A 15,929-nucleotide genomic window follows, 5' to 3' on the forward strand; every position below is an offset into this window, starting at 1 on the left:
CATCGGGTTAGAATGATGGCCGGTTTGTCACGCCGATTCATGAGAATAATAACGGAGCGCGCTCGCTGATCGTTTTCGAGCGCGCATTGAACCCTAGTCGTACTGACCTTTCCGCGGATGCTCGCCGCGCACCCCGAGGTGCCGCGGTCGGGCTGATGCAGGCAGCGGAGGATGGATGATGTCCCTGATAAAAAAATTGGCGCGCGCCCTGTTGATGCTCTTTATTTGGGGGCTCGCCGGCGGGGTCTTTGGCGCCGTGTTTGTTGCGATGCGCCACATGCTGGGCGACCTCGGTCTTGAGGGCTGGTACCCGTTATTGATCGGCGCCTGCGCCGCGGCCATGACCACGGCGGCGCTCTATAGCGCAATGTTCGTCGCATTGGTGGGCGCTGCCGCCGGCGTGCTGGCATCGATTGGCTATCTGATGCTTTACATGCAGGTGGTCGATTTGCCGATCATTACCGGTGTGGCCGCGGGCGCGGGCCTGGTTGCCGGAATGTTCTTTAATCGCGGTCGGCAGTCGAATGCGCGCGCTTTTGGTGTCACCGCCACTGGTTTGCTGGCGGGTGCCGGCGCTGGTTTGGCCATTGCCATTGCCTTGCAGCTCTATCCCGAGCCGATTGATGACATGGTCGTGGTGGCTGGCGTGGTGGCCTTGGTCGGCACCCTGTTTCAGCTCAATCAGCACTGGCTGGTGTATGGCTGCCGGGGCTGGCCCTGGACGCGCCTGGGCGGTTCGCTGGTCGCGGCATGGATCGCCGGTATCGTGGGCGTGGGCGTCTGGCTGATTGTTGGCACCACCTCGACTGGAATCGAATGGGGCATGAGCGGCAGTGTTGAGCAGCTGCTCGAACAAATTCCGTCCGGTTCGCTCGGTGGAGCTGTCGGCGGCGCCGTGACCGGTCTGCTGCTCGAGCTGCTCGGTTTCGGACTGGCGGACGAGAAGCACGATCTCTGACGCTTGTGTTTCTCTGGCGTTTGGGTTGGCTCCCGCGCTGGCGGGTCCGTCAATAAGGACCTTAGCCTGGCTGCGTTGAAGCCGACGCCTTGCTCAGCGCTTTTCTCAAGTTGCCCTCAAGCTGGGCGAGTTCCTTGCCCGCCGCTGCCCGCGCGCGGCGGCCTTGGTCGGCGATGCTCAGGCTCTCCTCAATGGTGTCGATCAGCGCCTGATTGGCCGCCTTGACGGTTTCGATGTCAAACACCCCACGCTCGATCTGGGTGCGTGCCTGGGCGTTGGCCTGCTTGAGATTCTCCGCATTCGCCATCAGTAGCTCATTGGTCAAGTCGGTCGCCGCCTTTACTGTCTCGGCCGCGCGACCGGAGCGATAAATGGTAATCGCCTGCGCGAGCTGCTGACGCCACAGGGGCACGGTGTTGACCAGCGTGGAGTTGATCTTGTTGATCAGCCCCTTGTCGTTTTCCTGCACCAAGCGGATGCTCGGCAGCGCCTGCATGGTGACCTGGCGGGTCAGGCGCAGGTCATGCACACGGCGCTCCAGGTCATCGCGCGCGCCGCGCAGGTCGCGCAGATTCTGCGCTCGCACCATGTCCTCAGTCTGCTTCACTTCGGCCTCAAGTGCCGGGATCGTCTCCCGATCCAGCTCCACGAGCTTGGCGTCACCGGCGGCGATATAGCCCTCCAGCTCGCGAAAATAATCCAGATTGGCGTCATACAGGCGGTCGAGCGAGACCACGTCGGTCATCAGCCGAGTCTTGTGGCGGTCCAGGTCCATGCTGATGCGCTCGATCTGATCGCGCACCTGTTCGTATTCCTGCAGGAATTTATGCACCTGTTTGGTCTTGCCGAATAGGCGTGCGATCACGCCGCGCTTGGCGTTGGGGTCGAGCGCCTCGACGTCGAAGCCACGCAGTTGCCCGACCATGTTATTGAGCGCCTCGCCGGCTGGGCCGGTGTCTTTGATGCGCACGCCCTCAAGCATTTGCTCCGAGACCTCGGTGAGCTGCTGCTGCGCTTTGGCACCAAAGTGCAGAATCGACTGGCTGTCGGTCAGGTCGATCTCAGTGAGCAAGCGCTTGATGTCCGTTGGGGCCGGCGGCGGTGTGGGCGCGGCCGGTTGGATGGGCAAAGGCGTTGTATCTGCTCCAGTGGCGGTTGGGGCCTGGGGTGTTTGAGTCGCTGCAGTCATGTAATGGCCTCATGCTCAAGCTGCTTTTGCAGCACTTCGATCTGGATGTCGAGGTCGGTGACGTCGGCCTGGGTCAGGCGCTGGCGTTGGTGGGCGAACTGGTCTTCGATGGTGATCAGCACGGTGCGGAAGCGCTGTTCGAGCTCTTCGGAGTCGGTATGACGATGGGCGCGCACATAGCCGTTAGAGACCTGTTCAGCGCCTTCGAGGAAGACTGTCAGGAAACGCCGAGCGCGGCTCAGGTCCGACGGGCGCGCGGCGATCTGCGCCAGGATATCGCGCCCGAGGGTGGCGATGCGCGCGAGCCGCCCACGCAGCTCGCGGTTGCCGAGGGCTCCGGCGGCCTGTTCGATCTGGATCAGCCGACTTTCGGCCTCGGCGAGGGCTTCGGCAACTAGCCGGGATTCGCGGTCGGCTGCCTCGAGCCGATCGCCTTGGAGCCAGGGTTGCATACCGTAGGCGAGAAAGAACCCGGTGCTGGCGACCAGCGCGAAGGCGATGCCGACTGGAACGGTATTGTCCGCACCAGCGATGGCGGTGACGGCGGTGGCCACACCCACCAGCGCGCCGGAGAGGTTGAGCAATGGCAGCTGCAGGCGCCGCGAGAAACGCCGCCGCGGCTTGGCTGCGCTGCTGAGATAAGCGCGCCGGGCGAGGATGGCGGCGATGGCAAAGAGCGCAAAGGCTCCGGCATCGGCGGCAAAGGCATCCAGACGCCCGGCGACCAGGCTGCCAAAGGCAGCCGGGACCAGCGGTGCGGTGGCGATCCACAACAGCAGCATGCGCGGTGGCTTCAGACGGGTGTCGGAACGGCGTTGATCGCGCCAGCGCTGCCAGCTCTGGCCGGCGGCGTGCATGGCATGCTGCACATCGGCGCTGATGTCGTGATGATCCAGGGACATGATGGCCTAGAAGACGAACAGCGACTGACAGCTTAGCAAGCTGAGGGTGGAAAAGAGCAGCAGGGCGCCGAGGAAACGCAGACCGCCGCCCGCGCGGCGAATAGCCGGTGGCGGCGGCTCCTGCGCAGCGCCCAGCGGAGGCGGTTGCACCTGGTGCAGAGTGTGTCGGGAAACGGGCGTGCTGACTTTCATCCCCGCGAGTTTACAACCCGCGCGCCTTCGCGGGTAGCCGTTGGTCTCACATCATGCCGAGTTGGAGCAGGGCTTCCTCGGACATGTTCTCCTGGCTCCAGGGTGGGTCCCAGACCAACTCGACCTGCACCGCGCCGACGCCCTCGACCTTCTGCACCGCGTCCTTGACCATCAGTGGCATCATGCCCGCAACCGGGCAGGCCGGGGCGGTCAGGGTCATGTCGACGTCGACATCCCCATTGGGGGCGATGTCGATTTTGTAGATCAGCCCCAGGTCATAGATGTTGACCGGGATTTCCGGGTCATGGACCCCGCGCATCGCGGCGATGATGGGTTCGCGCAGTTCTTCGGCGTCCATCCGCTCGATACCCTGCTCGATCTCGGGCCCGGTGGCAGCGTCATGCCCATCGGTGTCTGCTGTTTGCTCCTCGCGGCCAAAGCCGGTGAATCGTGCCAGTCTGTTCATTGCTCCGGATTCTCCCCTGCTCAGAACTGCTCTGCTGCGTCCTCCCCGGTTAAGCACGCCGTTTTTCAGTGCGCCCTTTAACAGTGTCTGGGGAAGTGAGCGAAAAATACCTGCGTTTGCGCGGCCGTGGGCGCTGGAACCCGAGTCCGCATCGGTGCGGGTGAAGTTTGCTGCAAGCTGACTCATAGTGGCGATTGCTCCAGGCGTTGGCCGACCGATTCGGTGATGGTTTCGCGCAGCGAATCGGACCCGATGGCGTCAATGATCTCCCCGGCAAAGCCAAGGCAGAGCATGCGTCGCGCAAGCGGCGCGGCGATGCCGCGCGAGCGCAGATAAAACAGCATTTCCGGCTCGAGCTGGCCGACCGTGGTGCCATGACTGCATTTGACGTCATCGGCGTAGATTTCCAGCTGCGGCTTGGTATCGACCTCGGCATTGGGCGAGAGGATCAGGTTGCGGTTGGACATGGCCGCGTCGGTCTGCTGCGCGCCCACCGCCACATAAACCCGTCCGTCGAACACAGCCTTGCCCTTGCCATGCAGAATGCCTTTGAAGTTCTCGCGGCTCGAGCAGCCAGGCACCTGATGCTGGACGTCCATGTGGTAGTCGATCAGTTGCCGGTCGCCAGCCAGGTACAGTCCCTGCAGCTCGCAGTCGCCTCCCGGCGCTAGAAAGCGCGTGACCAGGTCGGTTCGCGCCCATGCGCCGCCCATGCCAATGTTGATGCCGCGATAGCGGCTGTCGGCATCCTGTTCCAGATACAGGCCGGTGAGGTGATAGGCGCTGGGGCTTTCCTGTTGCAGCCGGTCATGGTGCAGCCGTGCGTCTTTGGCCAGGCGAATCTCGACCACCGCATTGTTGCAGTAAATTGCCTCGCCAAAGCTTAGGTAACGTTCAACCAAATCGGCGCGGGCACCCTCGGCCAGACTGATCAGGTGACGCGGCTGGGCGACGCTCGGCTGGTCGAGGCCGATGGAGAGGTGGAGCAGCTCGACCGGACGTTCCAGTTGCACGCCGGCGTCGATCAACATGACCAGCCCGTCGTCGAAGGCCGCGGTGTTCAGGGAGGTGAACAGGTGCTGGCCCTCACCAGCGACGCGCCCGAGCAACCCCTCAATCGCATCCGGGTCCTGCGCGATCACATCAGCCAGTCCGCCGACGCGCACGCCCTCGGGCAGGTCCTCGAGTTGCGACAGACGCGGCTCAAAGCGTCCGTTGACCATCACCAGCCGGTAGCTGTCGAGGCCGGCGACGATCTGATCCTCAAGGTCCTCGGCTTGCAGCGCGCTGATCGGCTCTAGCTGTGGCTTGAAGCCCTGATCAATCAGGCCGCGCAGCGCGGTGTAGCGCCAGTTTTCAGATTTCTGGGTTGGTACGTTCTGTCCAGCGGCGCGCTCGGCAGCCGCGGCGCGCAGTTTGCCCAGCCAGCCAGGCTCGCCCTTGCGCTGCGCGGCCGGGTCTGCGCCCAGCCAGTCGCGCAGCGCCGGCTCGATGGCGCCAGTAGATGCCCCAGCGGAGGTCGGGCTGGAACCCGGTGTGGATCGGGGGTTGGATCGGGCAGCGCCGTTCATGCCGCCTCCGCCTCGGCGATCCAGCCGTAGCCTTTTTCTTCCAGCTCCAGCGCCAGCTCCTTGCCGCCCGAGCGGATGATGCGCCCGTGCGCCAGCACATGGACATGATCCGGCTGGATGTAGTCGAGCAGGCGCTGATAATGGGTGACCACGATCATCGAGCGCTCGGCACTGCGCAGTGCGTTCACGCCGTCGGCGACGATGCGCAGGGCGTCGATATCCAGGCCGGAGTCGGTCTCGTCAAGGATCGCCAGCTTGGGTTCGAGCATGGCCATCTGGAAGATTTCGTTGCGTTTCTTCTCGCCACCCGAGAAGCCGAAATTGACTGGGCGCTTGAGCAGGCTGTCATCGAGATGCAGGACCTTCAGGCGCTCTTTCATCAGCCGCAGGAAGGACACAGCGTCGAGCTCTTCGTCTCCGCGCGCCTTGCGGATGGCGTTGACGGCGGACTTAAGAAAATAGGTGTTGTTCACCCCCGGTAGCTCCACCGGGTACTGGAAGGCCAGAAAAAGCCCAAGCTGGGCGCGTTCCTCGGGCTCAAGCCCGAGCAGGTTCTGGCCATCGAAATCGACCGTGCCGCCGGTGACGGTATAACCCTCGCGCCCGGAGAGCACATGGGCGAAGGTGCTCTTGCCTGAGCCGTTTGGCCCCATGATGGCGTGCACCTCGCCCGCGCCGACCTCGAGGTCGAGGCCTTTGAGAATGTCTTTGTCACCGACTTTGGCCTTCAGGCCCTTCACAGACAGCATGATGATGGCTCCAGAAAAATCCTGATTTAATGAGATGCGCGGGTCGGCCTGGTTGCTTTAGCCCACTGCGCCTTCGAGGCTGATGCTGAGCAGCTTCTGTGCTTCGACGGCAAATTCCATCGGCAGCTTGTTGAACACTTGCTTGCAGAAACCATTCACGATCATCGAGACGGCGTCCTCTTCGCTCAACCCCCGCGAGCGACAGTAGAACAGCTGATCCTCGCTGATCTTGGAGGTGGTGGCCTCGTGCTCCATCTTCGCACTCGGGTTTTTGACCTCGATATAGGGGAAGGTGTGGGCGGAGCAGGCATCCCCAATCAGCAAAGAGTCGCACTGCGTATGGTTGCGCGCGCCCTCGGCCTTGCCGGCGATGCGCACCAGGCCGCGATAGGACTGCTGGCCGTGCTGCGCCGAGATGCCCTTGGAGACAATGGTCGAGCTGGTGTTGCGCCCGATGTGGATCATCTTGGTGCCGGTGTCCGCCTGCTGGCGGCCTTTGGTGACTGCGACCGAGTAGAACTCACCGACAGAATCATCCCCGCGCAGAATGCAGCTTGGGTACTTCCAGGTGATGGCCGAGCCGGTCTCGACCTGGGTCCAGCTGATCTTGGAGCGCGCGCCCCGGCAATCGCCGCGCTTGGTGACAAAGTTATAGATGCCGCCTTTGCCGTTTGCGTCACCGGGATACCAATTCTGGACCGTTGAGTATTTGATCTCTGCGCCCTCCAGCGCCACCAACTCGACCACTGCGGCATGCAGCTGATTTTCGTCGCGCTGCGGGGCGGTGCAGCCTTCGAGGTAGCTGACATAGCTGCCTTCGTCGGCGACGATCAGGGTGCGCTCAAACTGCCCAGTGTTGGCGGTATTGATGCGGAAATAGGTGCTCAACTCCATCGGGCAGCGGGTGTTCTTCGGCACATAGACAAAGGTGCCGTCGGTGAACACCGCACAGTTGAGCCCAGCGTAAAAATTATCGCTCGGCGGCACCACCGTGCCGATGTGCTGCCTGACCAACTCCGGGTACTCCTGCAGCGCCTCGGAGATGGAGCAGAAGATGACTCCGGCCTCGGCTAGCTTTTCGCGAAAGGTGGTCGCCACAGAAACACTGTCGAAGACTGCATCGACGGCCACGCCGGCCAGTGCTTTCTGCTCCTCGATCGGGATGCCAAGCTTTTGGTAAGTTTCCAGCAGGATCGGGTCCACTTCATCCAGACTCTTCGGCCCATCTTTCTTCTTCGGCGCCGAGTAGTAGGAAATATCCTGGAAATTGATCGCCGGATGATGCACCGCCGCCCACTTCGGCGTCGGCATCTCAAGCCACTTGGCGTAAGCCTTCAGCCGCCACTCCGTCATCCACTCGGGCTCGTTCTTGCGCGCTGAAATCGCCCGAATCACGCTCTCGTCAAGGCCAGGGGGAAGGGTTTCTGACTCGATCTCGGTGATGAAACCGTGCTCGTACTCCGATTTGACGATGTCATCGTATTCAGTGGTCGCGCTCATGGCGATGGCTCCAATTGAATTTCTTAGTGGATTGCTTGGTTATTTAGCGCTGTCGTGGGCGAGTTTCAAGAGCGCTGGCGAGCATCCGCAGCAAGCAGACTGCCGGCTGGCTGCTGGCAGCTGTCCCCCTCGGCGGCTGTTCGGAGCTGGCTCCGGGGCGATCAACTCAAACAAGTGCATGGCGTGAAGCCTTTCTGACAGCGGTTCATGTTTCAAGTCTATCGCGAGCTTGCATCGGCGGAGAACCCGAATCCGGCTTCAAGCTCAGATCGCGGCGCGATCTCGCACCTGTCTAGTCAGCAAAAATGTCGTCTTTGCGACAAGTTGCGCGGCTTAGGTGCCTTTCCGCGCGCGTCCGGCGAATGCATCGCCTGCGCCGTAGCAGGCATCCGTTCGGCGTTTCGAGCATTGTGGAGCGGTCATCAAAGGCAGTTCGCTGCGGTGCTGCAAGTTCTGCGCCGCCTGCGCCTTGATGCAAACGCGAAACGTTTGTATTATCGAATGTGTCAGGCCAGTTCAGGTTGTCGTTCATGCAGCCTGCTGGATGCCTCTCGGCTGCGTCCGGCAGCTGATCACGACATCTTCATCAAAACATTCACGCCTTAACCTGGAGAAATTGGGAATGCAGCAGCAATCGGATTCTTTAATAAACACAGAAACTCCCCGGAAATGCGGCCAGTTCCAGTCAGGCAAACCTGGCGCTGACCAAAAGAGTGTGGATGGCACTCGATCAGGCGGAACTCGCGTTGGCCACACTGGCGTTGGCCACACTGGCGGGTTGGGCCGGCGAATGAGTCGCCGCGCGCTGGGCGTGGCTGTGCTCGGGCTCGGGCTCGGGCTCGCCTGGCCGATAGCCGGCATGGCCGAGGATCAGGGTGATGATCCCGGCGAGGTGAATCTTTACTCCGCGCGCAAGGAAGCGCTGATCAAGCCCCTGCTCGATCGCTTTACCGAGCAGACCGGCATCGAGGTGAATCTGGTCACCGGCAAGGCGGATGCTTTGCTGCAGCGCTTGAAAAGCGAAGGCGCCAACAGCCCCGCCGATCTGTTGCTGACGGTCGATGCGGGCAACCTGCATCGTGCCAAGGCCGCAGGACTGACCCAGGTGGCCGAGTCCGAGACCATCACAGAGGCGGTGCCAGAGAATTATCGCGACCCGGAGGGCCACTGGGTGGGGCTGTCCTTGCGCGCGCGTCCCATCATGTATGTGACAGAGCGCGTCGACCCAAGCGAACTGTCAACCTACGAGGCCCTGGCTGATCCAAAATGGGAAAAGCGCATCTGCATCCGTTCCTCCAGTAATGTCTATAACCAATCGCTGGTCGCGTCGTTGATCTTCGCCAACGGCGAGGAGGTCACCGAGACCTGGGCCAAGGGCGTGGTCGATAACATGGCGCGTCCGCCGATGGGAGGCGACCGTGACCAGATCAAAGCCGCCGCAGCCGGCGAGTGCGACATCGCCGTTGCCAACACCTATTATCTGGCCGGCATGCTGGGCTCGGATGACCCCGGCGAACGCGATCCCGCCGAGCAGGTCGCTGTCTTCTGGCCGAATCAGGACGGCCGCGGCGCCCATGTCAACGTCAGCGGCGCAGCGGTCACGGCTGCAGCCAAGAACAAAGACGCCGCCGTGCAGCTGATGGAGTTCTTGCTGAGCCCAGAGTCCCAAGCCTGGTATGCCCAGGCCAACGGCGAGTATCCGGTGCGCGCGGGCGTCGAGATCAGCCCGGTCCTAGCCGAATGGGGCGAGTTCAAGGCAGATGACCTCAACCTCGAGACCCTGGGTGAGCTCAACGACGATGCCGTGTTGCTGATGGACCGAGCGGGCTGGAAGTAAGTAATCCGAGGCCGTGACAATTAATCAGATAGCTGCTTAGAGCCCAGCAGCCAGTCTGTCCGACCTCCGGCGCGGCGGTCGCTTCCTAGAGGTCGGCGGCTGGCGGATGCAACTCCAGCAGCACATGTTGGTCGCCGCTGAAGATGTCAGTTCTCAAGGTCTCGATCGCTTGCAACCAATCGGTTGAGTTCTGGCATTCGGCATCATCGCCACTTCGGCAGGCCTTGATGTGATTGCCGTCGAGTCTCAGATGCAGCCCTGGCAGTGGGCGAATGCTGGGCATATCCGCTGTCTGGGCCGTGAGATCCATCATGGAGGGGCGGTCATCGCCAAGCAGGGCGAGCAGGAGCGCCGGCAATTCATACAAAATCAGATCGCCGACCGCCAGGGGGCCGCGCCGTCCATCAATCACAACCAGCGGCGTTTCCACCTGGGTGCGAAACATGGCGTCGCTGAAGTCACCGCGTTGGCTGGCGAGGACTCCCGATTCGGTATAGCCGCCAAAATTGGCGCCAAGAAAGGGCGGGTGGTCACCAAAGAGCACGATCAGCGCGTCCGGGTCGGCCTGTCTCAGCGTATCGAGAAAGGCCATGAGCTCCCGCGACTTGTAGTACATGGTGTTGGCATAGGCCGCGACAATGTCATGGCCTTCTGCAGCGGTGATCACTGGAGGTCGGCGATCGTTGAGCGGGTAATGCAGGTGGCCGAAATAGGTCAGCACGTAATTGAAGATCGGTGTCGGTCCGCTCAAGGTCGGCTCCAGGCGCTCAAACACCTGACGGTAGAGCGACTCATCGCTGAGAAATGAGCGGTTCATGTCGTCGAGCTCGAAGTCCTTGTCGGCCCAATAGGTCTCGAATCCAATCCGGCGATAGGCGTTGATCCGATTCCAGAAGGACGCCGAATTGGGATGCGAGACCAGGGTGCGGTAGCCGGCGTCTGCCAGATGCTTGGGCAGACAGGGGGCGTCGCGGCGCAGGCCGCCTTCGAAAAAGACATTGTCGCGGTTCACGGGGAAGCCGCACAGCACCTCGAATTCTGTGTTGGCCGTGTAGCCGCCGAACACCGGTGCTAGGGCATGCGAATATCCAGTCTCTGCCCAGAGCGCGCGGAAGGCCGGATCGATTGGGTCGGCGGACAGCTTGGAGGCGGTCAGCACCATGGGGTCCCAGAAGGATTCGAGGACGATCATGTGCAGGTTGCGCTGCGGCCGGCCAGTGCCGGCTACCGGAGCAACAGCGCCTTGGATGCCATTGTCCCCAATGGAACCATTGAGCACGGCTAGGGCTGAGCCAACCTCCTCGCGCGTCGGGGGAGTCTCGCGCCGGGAGAGGTTGCGTGCGGTCTCTTGAAGCAGATGGATCGGCAGGCCGCGCATCTCGAAGTTGGCGCGCTGATTCCACACCGAGAAGCCGAAATAGCGATCCATGGCCTGGGTAATGGGCGCTGGATGACTCACCACCAGCCCGATGCCAAGGGCGAGAAGCCCCAGGTTGATCCAGGTTGAGCGACGGCGCCAGGCCATCATCCAGCCGAGCAGCACCAGCGGCGCTGCGACCATCAGGACGGCGCCGGCGAACGCCCAACCGTCGAGCAGCATAAATAGGTTGCGCGCCGCGACGAAATCGTCCGGTGCGACGGGGCCGCCAAGAATCGAGAGCTTCAAGGCGTTGCCAAGGGTCAGGGCCGTGAACAGGGTCGCGCAGGCGATCATGAAGCGCGGCAGGGTGCGCGCCATCCCGAACAGCAAGGCGCCAAGCAGCAGGTGCGCGCTCAGGTCACGCGCATAGGTTGAGGGCCAGGGCTTGACCTGCAACAGCAGCTGCATGGCCGTCTGGGCCAGAACATACCAGAGCACGACGAACAACAGGGCCGCGAGCCAGGCAAGGGGCGCGCGGTGGGAGAATGAGGGTAAGGATGACAAAAGAGGCTTCACGGCGGTTGGTTGGGGGCGGTCAGATCGCCTTGGATCTGAAGTCGAATGACCAACAGCAGATTAGCCGATTGTCATGAAACTGTCATTAAAGCAGCCACCGTCTTAACCAGACCTGCATGCCATCTTCCCGCGCAATGGGCGACAGGGCGCTCCTGCCGGCTCATTGATGCAATCAAGCTCAAAAGCGAGGTCCTGGCTGTGCCGGGCTGGAGGTCAATCGCCGCTTTGCGTCCGTGGGAGCGCGCGCTTGGAGCCTGGCGAGCCGGGTGCTAGATTGCACCGATGATTCTTTCCGATTTCGCTCTCGCTCAGGTCCGTTTTTCTGCGCCTTCCTGGTGGCCGCCCGTGACGGTCGCCCTGGCCGTGCTGTTGGCACTGCCGGTGCTGGTGGTCGTGGGCTTTGTCTTCGTACCGGCCGGGGATGTCTGGCGGCATTTGGTCGATACGGTGCTGGCGGATTATGTGCTGAATTCCCTGCTGCTGATGCTGGGCGTGGCGATTGGGACCCTGATCGGTGGGGTTGGCACTGCCTGGCTCACGACCATGTGCCAATTTCCGGGGCGCGGGTTGTTCGAGTGGGCGCTGTTGCTGCCGATGGCGATGCCGGCCTACATCATTGCCTACACCTATACCGGTCTGCTGGATGTGGCTGGTCCGGTGCAGTCGGGTCTGCGCGAGCTGATGGGCTGGGGCTATGGGGATTACTGGTTCCCGCAGGTGCGCTCGTTGCCCGGGGCGGCCGTCATGCTGTCGCTGGTGCTCTATCCCTATGTGTATATGCTGGCGCGGGCGGCTTTTCTCAGCCAGTCGCTCGCGGTGCTGGAGGTGAGCCGCACGCTGGGCAATGGACCCTGGCGCACCTTTCTGACCTTAGCCTTGCCGTTGGCGCGCCCGGCCGTGGTTGCCGGTTTAGCGCTGGCACTGATGGAGACCCTGGCCGACTACGGTACGGTGCAGTACTTCGGTATTTCCACCTTTACTACTGGCATTTTCCGCACCTGGTTCGGGCTGGGTAATCCGGCTGCTGCCGCTCAGCTTGCGGCGGTGCTGCTGGGCTTTGTCTTTGCGCTGATCCTGCTCGAGCGCTGGTCGCGAGCCGGTGCGCGTTACCATGCCACCGGGCAACGCGAGCAAAGCATCCGCAGGTTGCGGCTGCATGGCGTCAATGGCTTACTGGCCTGGCTGTTCTGCCTGTTGCCGCTGCTGTTCGGTTTTTTGCTGCCGGCGGGGCAGCTGGCGTTTTGGTCCTGGTCGTTCGCGGCCGATGCATCGAGCGACGGTTTTTTGCAATTGGCGCTCAACAGTCTCGGGCTTGCCGCAGGAGCGGCGCTGCTCGCCGTCGCGCTGGCGCTGCTGATTGGTTATGGCAAGCGGCTCTATCCGGTGGCGAGCGTGCGCCTGAGCGCGCGGGTGGCCGGGCTCGGCTACGCGGTGCCGGGAACCGTGATTGCCGTCGGAGTGCTGATTCCTTTTGCCTGGTTCGACAATGCACTCGATGCTCGCATGCGCGAGTGGTTTGGCCTCTCCACCGGCTTATTGCTAAGTGGAACCCTGTTTGCCCTGGTGTTTGCCTATTTGGTGCGTTTTCTGTCCGTCGCGCTGCAAACGGTGGAGTCGGGGCTCGGTAAGATTCGCCCGGCTATCGACGATGCCAGTCGCTCGCTTGGGCTGGCGCCGGGGCAGACGCTGTGGCGGGTGCATGTGCCCATGCTGCGCGGCAGTTTGCTGACGGCTGGGCTGTTGGTGTTTGTGGATGTGTTAAAAGAGCTGCCGGCGACCTTGATTCTGCGTCCGTTCGACTTCAACACCCTGGCGGTGCGGGCCTATGAGCTGGCCTCGGATGAGCGCCTGGCGGACTCCGGCCCCGCGGCTCTAACCATTGTGCTGGCTGGGCTGCTGCCGGTGATTTTGCTAAGTCGAGCCATTACCCGGTCGCGGGGTACGGAGGGTGGGAGTGACTAAGACAAGCCGCCTGCTCGTGCGCGGTGTCAGCATCGGCTATGGCGGGACGCCCGTGGTGAGGGATGCCAGCCTGGAGCTGATGGACGGCAGCATCGGCTGCCTGTTGGGGCCGAGCGGGTGCGGGAAAACCACGCTGCTGCGCGCGGTGGCGGGGTTCGAGCCTGTCATGGCCGGGGAGATTCGCCTCGGCGGCGAGCTGGTGTCGCGGCCAGGTGTGATGCGCCCGGCAGAGATGCGCCAGATTGGCATGATGTTTCAGGATTTCGCGCTTTTTCCGCACCTGACGGTGGCGAAGAACGTCGCCTTCGGGCTGCACCGGCTCGAGCGTCGCGCCCGCGAGCAGCGGGTGGCGGAGTTGCTCGAGTTGGTTGGTCTGACTGAGGCAGCGCGACGGCATCCGCATGAGCTCTCCGGCGGTATGCAGCAGCGGGTCGCGCTGGCGCGGGCGTTGGCGCCGCGACCGCAGATGCTGCTGCTCGACGAGCCCTTCTCAAGCATGGATGTGGAACTGCGCGAGGCGCTTGCGCGAGAGATCCGCGCGCTACTACGCCACGAAGGGGTGACCGCCATTCTGGTCACCCACGATCAGCTCGAAGCCTTTGCGATGGCTGATCAGATCGCGGTGATGCGAGAAGGGCGCATTCACCAGACTGGCACCGGGTTTGAGCTCTACCATCAGCCCGCCGATCGCTTCGTGGCGGACTTTATCGGCCAGGGCGAGTTCTTGCCCGGACGGGTGCTGGATGGGAACAGTGTTGTGACGGAGCTAGGCGAGCTGCGCGGGCGCAACGCCATCAGCCTGCCGGCCGGCACCGAGGTGGACGTGCTGGTGCGCCCGGATGACCTGGTCTGTACCCAATGCGAGCCACAAAATGCGCTACAAAACGCACCACAAAGCGCTCAGGTCACCGAGCGCGCTTTTCGCGGTGCGGAATATCTGTATACGCTCAAGCTCGACAGCGGCCGCCGCTTGCTGTGCCTGGCACCCAGCCATGATGATTTCCCGCCCGGCAGTCACGTTGGTCTCCACGCCGAGCTCGATCATCTGGTGGTGTTTGAACGCGGCGCTGTGCTCTGACGGAAAGTTCAGCGCTTGGTTTCAGCGGCGTCCGCCGTTTCCGCCTTGGTTTCAGCGTTGCTGGCAGGGTCTTCGCTCTTGGGCGGGGTAGCCTTGATGCGGATGGTCGCGCCCGGCACCGAGCCGCGCAGTTTGCCGCTCAACCGGCCGGTTCTGACCGTGCCCTCGCCGTCGCGAAACAGGTAGAGCCAGATGCCGATCATGGCAATCAGCGCGAGCAGCAGGACGATGTTGGTTCCCATTGGGATGCTCCTTCCACGAGGGGTGGTAGCGACAGTTAAGCTGGTCGCGAGTGTCGGAAAAAGTTGGCCGCTATTCTATCCGGCTACTGGGGCCGGCTGCAGGGGCCGGTTTCAGTCTGTGCGATGGCGCCGTTTCAAGAATTGCGCTCAGAAGGTGCTGATCCGCACATCATACAGGCCGCCGACCACAACGTACTCATCCTCGCCCTTGAGCATGCCGGGCAGCAGGCGGTTGTAGAAGAAGACCTTGGCCAGCGGCACCTCGGTCTCCAGGATATAGTCACCAAACTCGTCGGCACGTTCGCGCTCGCTGGTGAAGCTGTTTAGGTTGTTCAGCAGCACTTGGTAGCGCTGGCCGTCCTGGCGGGCGAGCACCTCGTGCTCATCGATGCGATTGATGCCGCGATAGAGCTTAAGATGCGATTGACCGGGGTAAGCCCGCTCTAGCTCGCACTGGCAATAGGTGTAGAGCAGATCAAGCTGGGCCTCGAGTGCGTTGGTGGCATAGAGCCCGCGGCTGCCCTGCACCAGATAGGCGTGGTAGGCGTCGCTGTCGCGCCCGTCTAGCGGCCCCCCGTGGTGGCGCGCGAGCAGCCCAAAACGCGTCTCCACCCAATGCTTGAGCACCGCGCCCTCGCGTCCGTCGGAGTCGAACGACCAGCCGCGCATCATGCGCAGGTAGTTGGCGTTGCAGCGATATTTCTTGCGCGGCCCGGGGGTGAAGCCGGCTTCCTCCAGATCCTCCAGGCAGAAATGCACCGTCATGTAGTCGATGAAGTAGGCCGCGCGCTCGTCCTGGCAAGTCAGCGGAGCCAGGATCTTGAACAGATCCCGGTGAAAATCCCGCACTCCGTCGATCTTTAGCGCAACGGGGTGCTGCTGATAGGTCAGCCCGCCGAGAATCACCGCCGGCAGGTTGCAGCGATTGATTGGCAGGCGGGCGCTGGTCGGCAGCCGCGGGGCTGGGCTCGCGGGCGGGGCCGGAAAATCTGCCAGCACATTTGTCGGTACATCTGCCGGCGCATCTGCAAGCACATCTGTTGTTACATCTGCCGGCATACCCGCAGCAGCGGGCGGATCGGGCAGTGTCGCGTTCTCGGTCAGTCCCACGGGGTCTCCCGGATGTCAGGGTTGGCCTGAGATCATATACCGAAAACCCCGTTGGCATCAGGTGCGCAGGTGGTTTGTTGACAAAGGATAACCCTTTGGTCTTGCTGTTAGTGCGTCGGTGGCTGCCATGCTGCCGGGCGAGAGGCCCCGATGGGCTTGCGTTGTGCGGATAGCGAAATTACAAAAATTGCGCGCATCCTGTGCTATACCTTGGATTGATATTTGTCTATCGCTGCA

15 protein-coding genes are annotated in these 15,929 nt (G+C 62.5%); 5 read left to right on the forward strand and 10 right to left on the reverse strand.

Going from position 1 to position 15,929, the window contains the following annotated elements:
• Positions 1-175 precede the first annotated feature (175 nt).
• The gene (locus tag Thiosp_RS04750; RefSeq protein WP_201066954.1) at positions 176-958 is read left to right on the forward strand and encodes a spermidine synthase; all 783 of its coding nucleotides are present in this window, start codon (positions 176-178) and stop codon (positions 956-958) included.
• Between the two features lie 61 nt (positions 959-1,019).
• Here the strand turns inward: Thiosp_RS04750 and Thiosp_RS04755 are convergent, their stop codons facing one another.
• The 7 genes from Thiosp_RS04755 to sufB form a co-directional block, all read right to left on the reverse strand.
• The gene (locus Thiosp_RS04755; RefSeq protein WP_242518594.1) at positions 1,020-2,147 is read right to left on the reverse strand and encodes a toxic anion resistance protein; all 1,128 of its coding nucleotides are present in this window, start codon (positions 2,145-2,147) and stop codon (positions 1,020-1,022) included.
• The gene (locus tag Thiosp_RS04760) at positions 2,144-3,049 is read right to left on the reverse strand and encodes a 5-bromo-4-chloroindolyl phosphate hydrolysis family protein (protein WP_242518595.1); all 906 of its coding nucleotides are present in this window, start codon (positions 3,047-3,049) and stop codon (positions 2,144-2,146) included. The genes Thiosp_RS04755 and Thiosp_RS04760 overlap by 4 nt, the downstream gene beginning before the upstream one ends.
• Positions 3,050-3,055: 6 nt before the next feature.
• A complete protein-coding gene (locus Thiosp_RS04765) occupies positions 3,056-3,241 on the reverse strand; it encodes a hypothetical protein (RefSeq protein WP_201066956.1) in 186 nt (61 codons plus the stop codon).
• Positions 3,242-3,287: 46 nt separating this feature from the next.
• Complete coding sequence (locus tag Thiosp_RS04770; RefSeq protein ID WP_201066958.1) at positions 3,288-3,707, reverse strand: SUF system Fe-S cluster assembly protein; 420 nt, start codon at positions 3,705-3,707, stop codon at positions 3,288-3,290.
• A 182-nt stretch (positions 3,708-3,889) separates the two neighbouring features.
• Positions 3,890-5,278, reverse strand: a complete 1,389-nt coding sequence (gene sufD, locus Thiosp_RS04775; protein ID WP_201066960.1) for a Fe-S cluster assembly protein SufD — start codon at positions 5,276-5,278, stop codon at positions 3,890-3,892.
• Positions 5,275-6,027: a Fe-S cluster assembly ATPase SufC gene (gene sufC / locus Thiosp_RS04780; protein WP_201066962.1), complete on the reverse strand. Its 753-nt coding sequence runs from the start codon at positions 6,025-6,027 to the stop codon at positions 5,275-5,277. Before sufC ends, sufD begins: the two co-directional genes overlap by 4 nt.
• A 57-nt stretch (positions 6,028-6,084) precedes the next feature.
• Positions 6,085-7,527, reverse strand: a complete 1,443-nt coding sequence (sufB, locus tag Thiosp_RS04785; RefSeq protein ID WP_201066964.1) for a Fe-S cluster assembly protein SufB — start codon at positions 7,525-7,527, stop codon at positions 6,085-6,087.
• 207 nt (positions 7,528-7,734) lie between these two features.
• Here sufB and Thiosp_RS04790 point away from each other — a divergent pair, with 207 nt between their 5' ends.
• Both Thiosp_RS04790 and Thiosp_RS04795 read left to right on the forward strand, forming a co-directional pair.
• Positions 7,735-8,133 carry a hypothetical protein gene (locus Thiosp_RS04790; protein ID WP_201066965.1) on the forward strand — a complete coding sequence of 133 codons (399 nt, stop codon included), beginning with the start codon at positions 7,735-7,737 and terminating at the stop codon, positions 8,131-8,133.
• Between the two features lie 184 nt (positions 8,134-8,317).
• Positions 8,318-9,364 (forward strand): Fe(3+) ABC transporter substrate-binding protein, encoded by a 1,047-nt coding sequence (locus Thiosp_RS04795; protein WP_201066967.1) that lies wholly within the window; start codon positions 8,318-8,320, stop codon positions 9,362-9,364.
• Between the two features lie 85 nt (positions 9,365-9,449).
• Here Thiosp_RS04795 and Thiosp_RS04800 read toward each other — a convergent pair whose 3' ends face one another.
• Complete coding sequence (locus Thiosp_RS04800) at positions 9,450-11,288, reverse strand: LTA synthase family protein (RefSeq protein WP_207188066.1); 1,839 nt, start codon at positions 11,286-11,288, stop codon at positions 9,450-9,452.
• Positions 11,289-11,582: 294 nt separating this feature from the next.
• Here Thiosp_RS04800 and Thiosp_RS04805 point away from each other — a divergent pair, with 294 nt between their 5' ends.
• Together Thiosp_RS04805 and Thiosp_RS04810 are read left to right on the forward strand one after the other, a co-directional pair.
• Complete coding sequence (locus Thiosp_RS04805) at positions 11,583-13,262, forward strand: ABC transporter permease (protein WP_201066971.1); 1,680 nt, start codon at positions 11,583-11,585, stop codon at positions 13,260-13,262.
• Positions 13,249-14,340, forward strand: coding sequence for an ABC transporter ATP-binding protein (locus Thiosp_RS04810; protein WP_201066973.1), 1,092 nt, complete (start codon positions 13,249-13,251; stop codon positions 14,338-14,340). Before Thiosp_RS04805 ends, Thiosp_RS04810 begins: the two co-directional genes overlap by 14 nt.
• Positions 14,341-14,348: 8 nt before the next feature.
• On the opposite strand, the gene Thiosp_RS04815 is transcribed toward Thiosp_RS04810, so the two are convergent.
• Positions 14,349-14,582 (reverse strand): hypothetical protein, encoded by a 234-nt coding sequence (locus Thiosp_RS04815; RefSeq protein WP_201066974.1) that lies wholly within the window; start codon positions 14,580-14,582, stop codon positions 14,349-14,351.
• Between the two features lie 147 nt (positions 14,583-14,729).
• The gene (locus tag Thiosp_RS04820) at positions 14,730-15,692 is read right to left on the reverse strand and encodes an NAD(+)--dinitrogen-reductase ADP-D-ribosyltransferase (protein ID WP_323696839.1); all 963 of its coding nucleotides are present in this window, start codon (positions 15,690-15,692) and stop codon (positions 14,730-14,732) included.
• Positions 15,693-15,929: the final 237 nt, after the last annotated feature.

It is taken from the genome of Thiorhodovibrio litoralis, assembly GCF_033954455.1.
Taxonomy (GTDB): Bacteria; Pseudomonadota; Gammaproteobacteria; order Chromatiales; family Chromatiaceae; genus Thiorhodovibrio; species Thiorhodovibrio litoralis.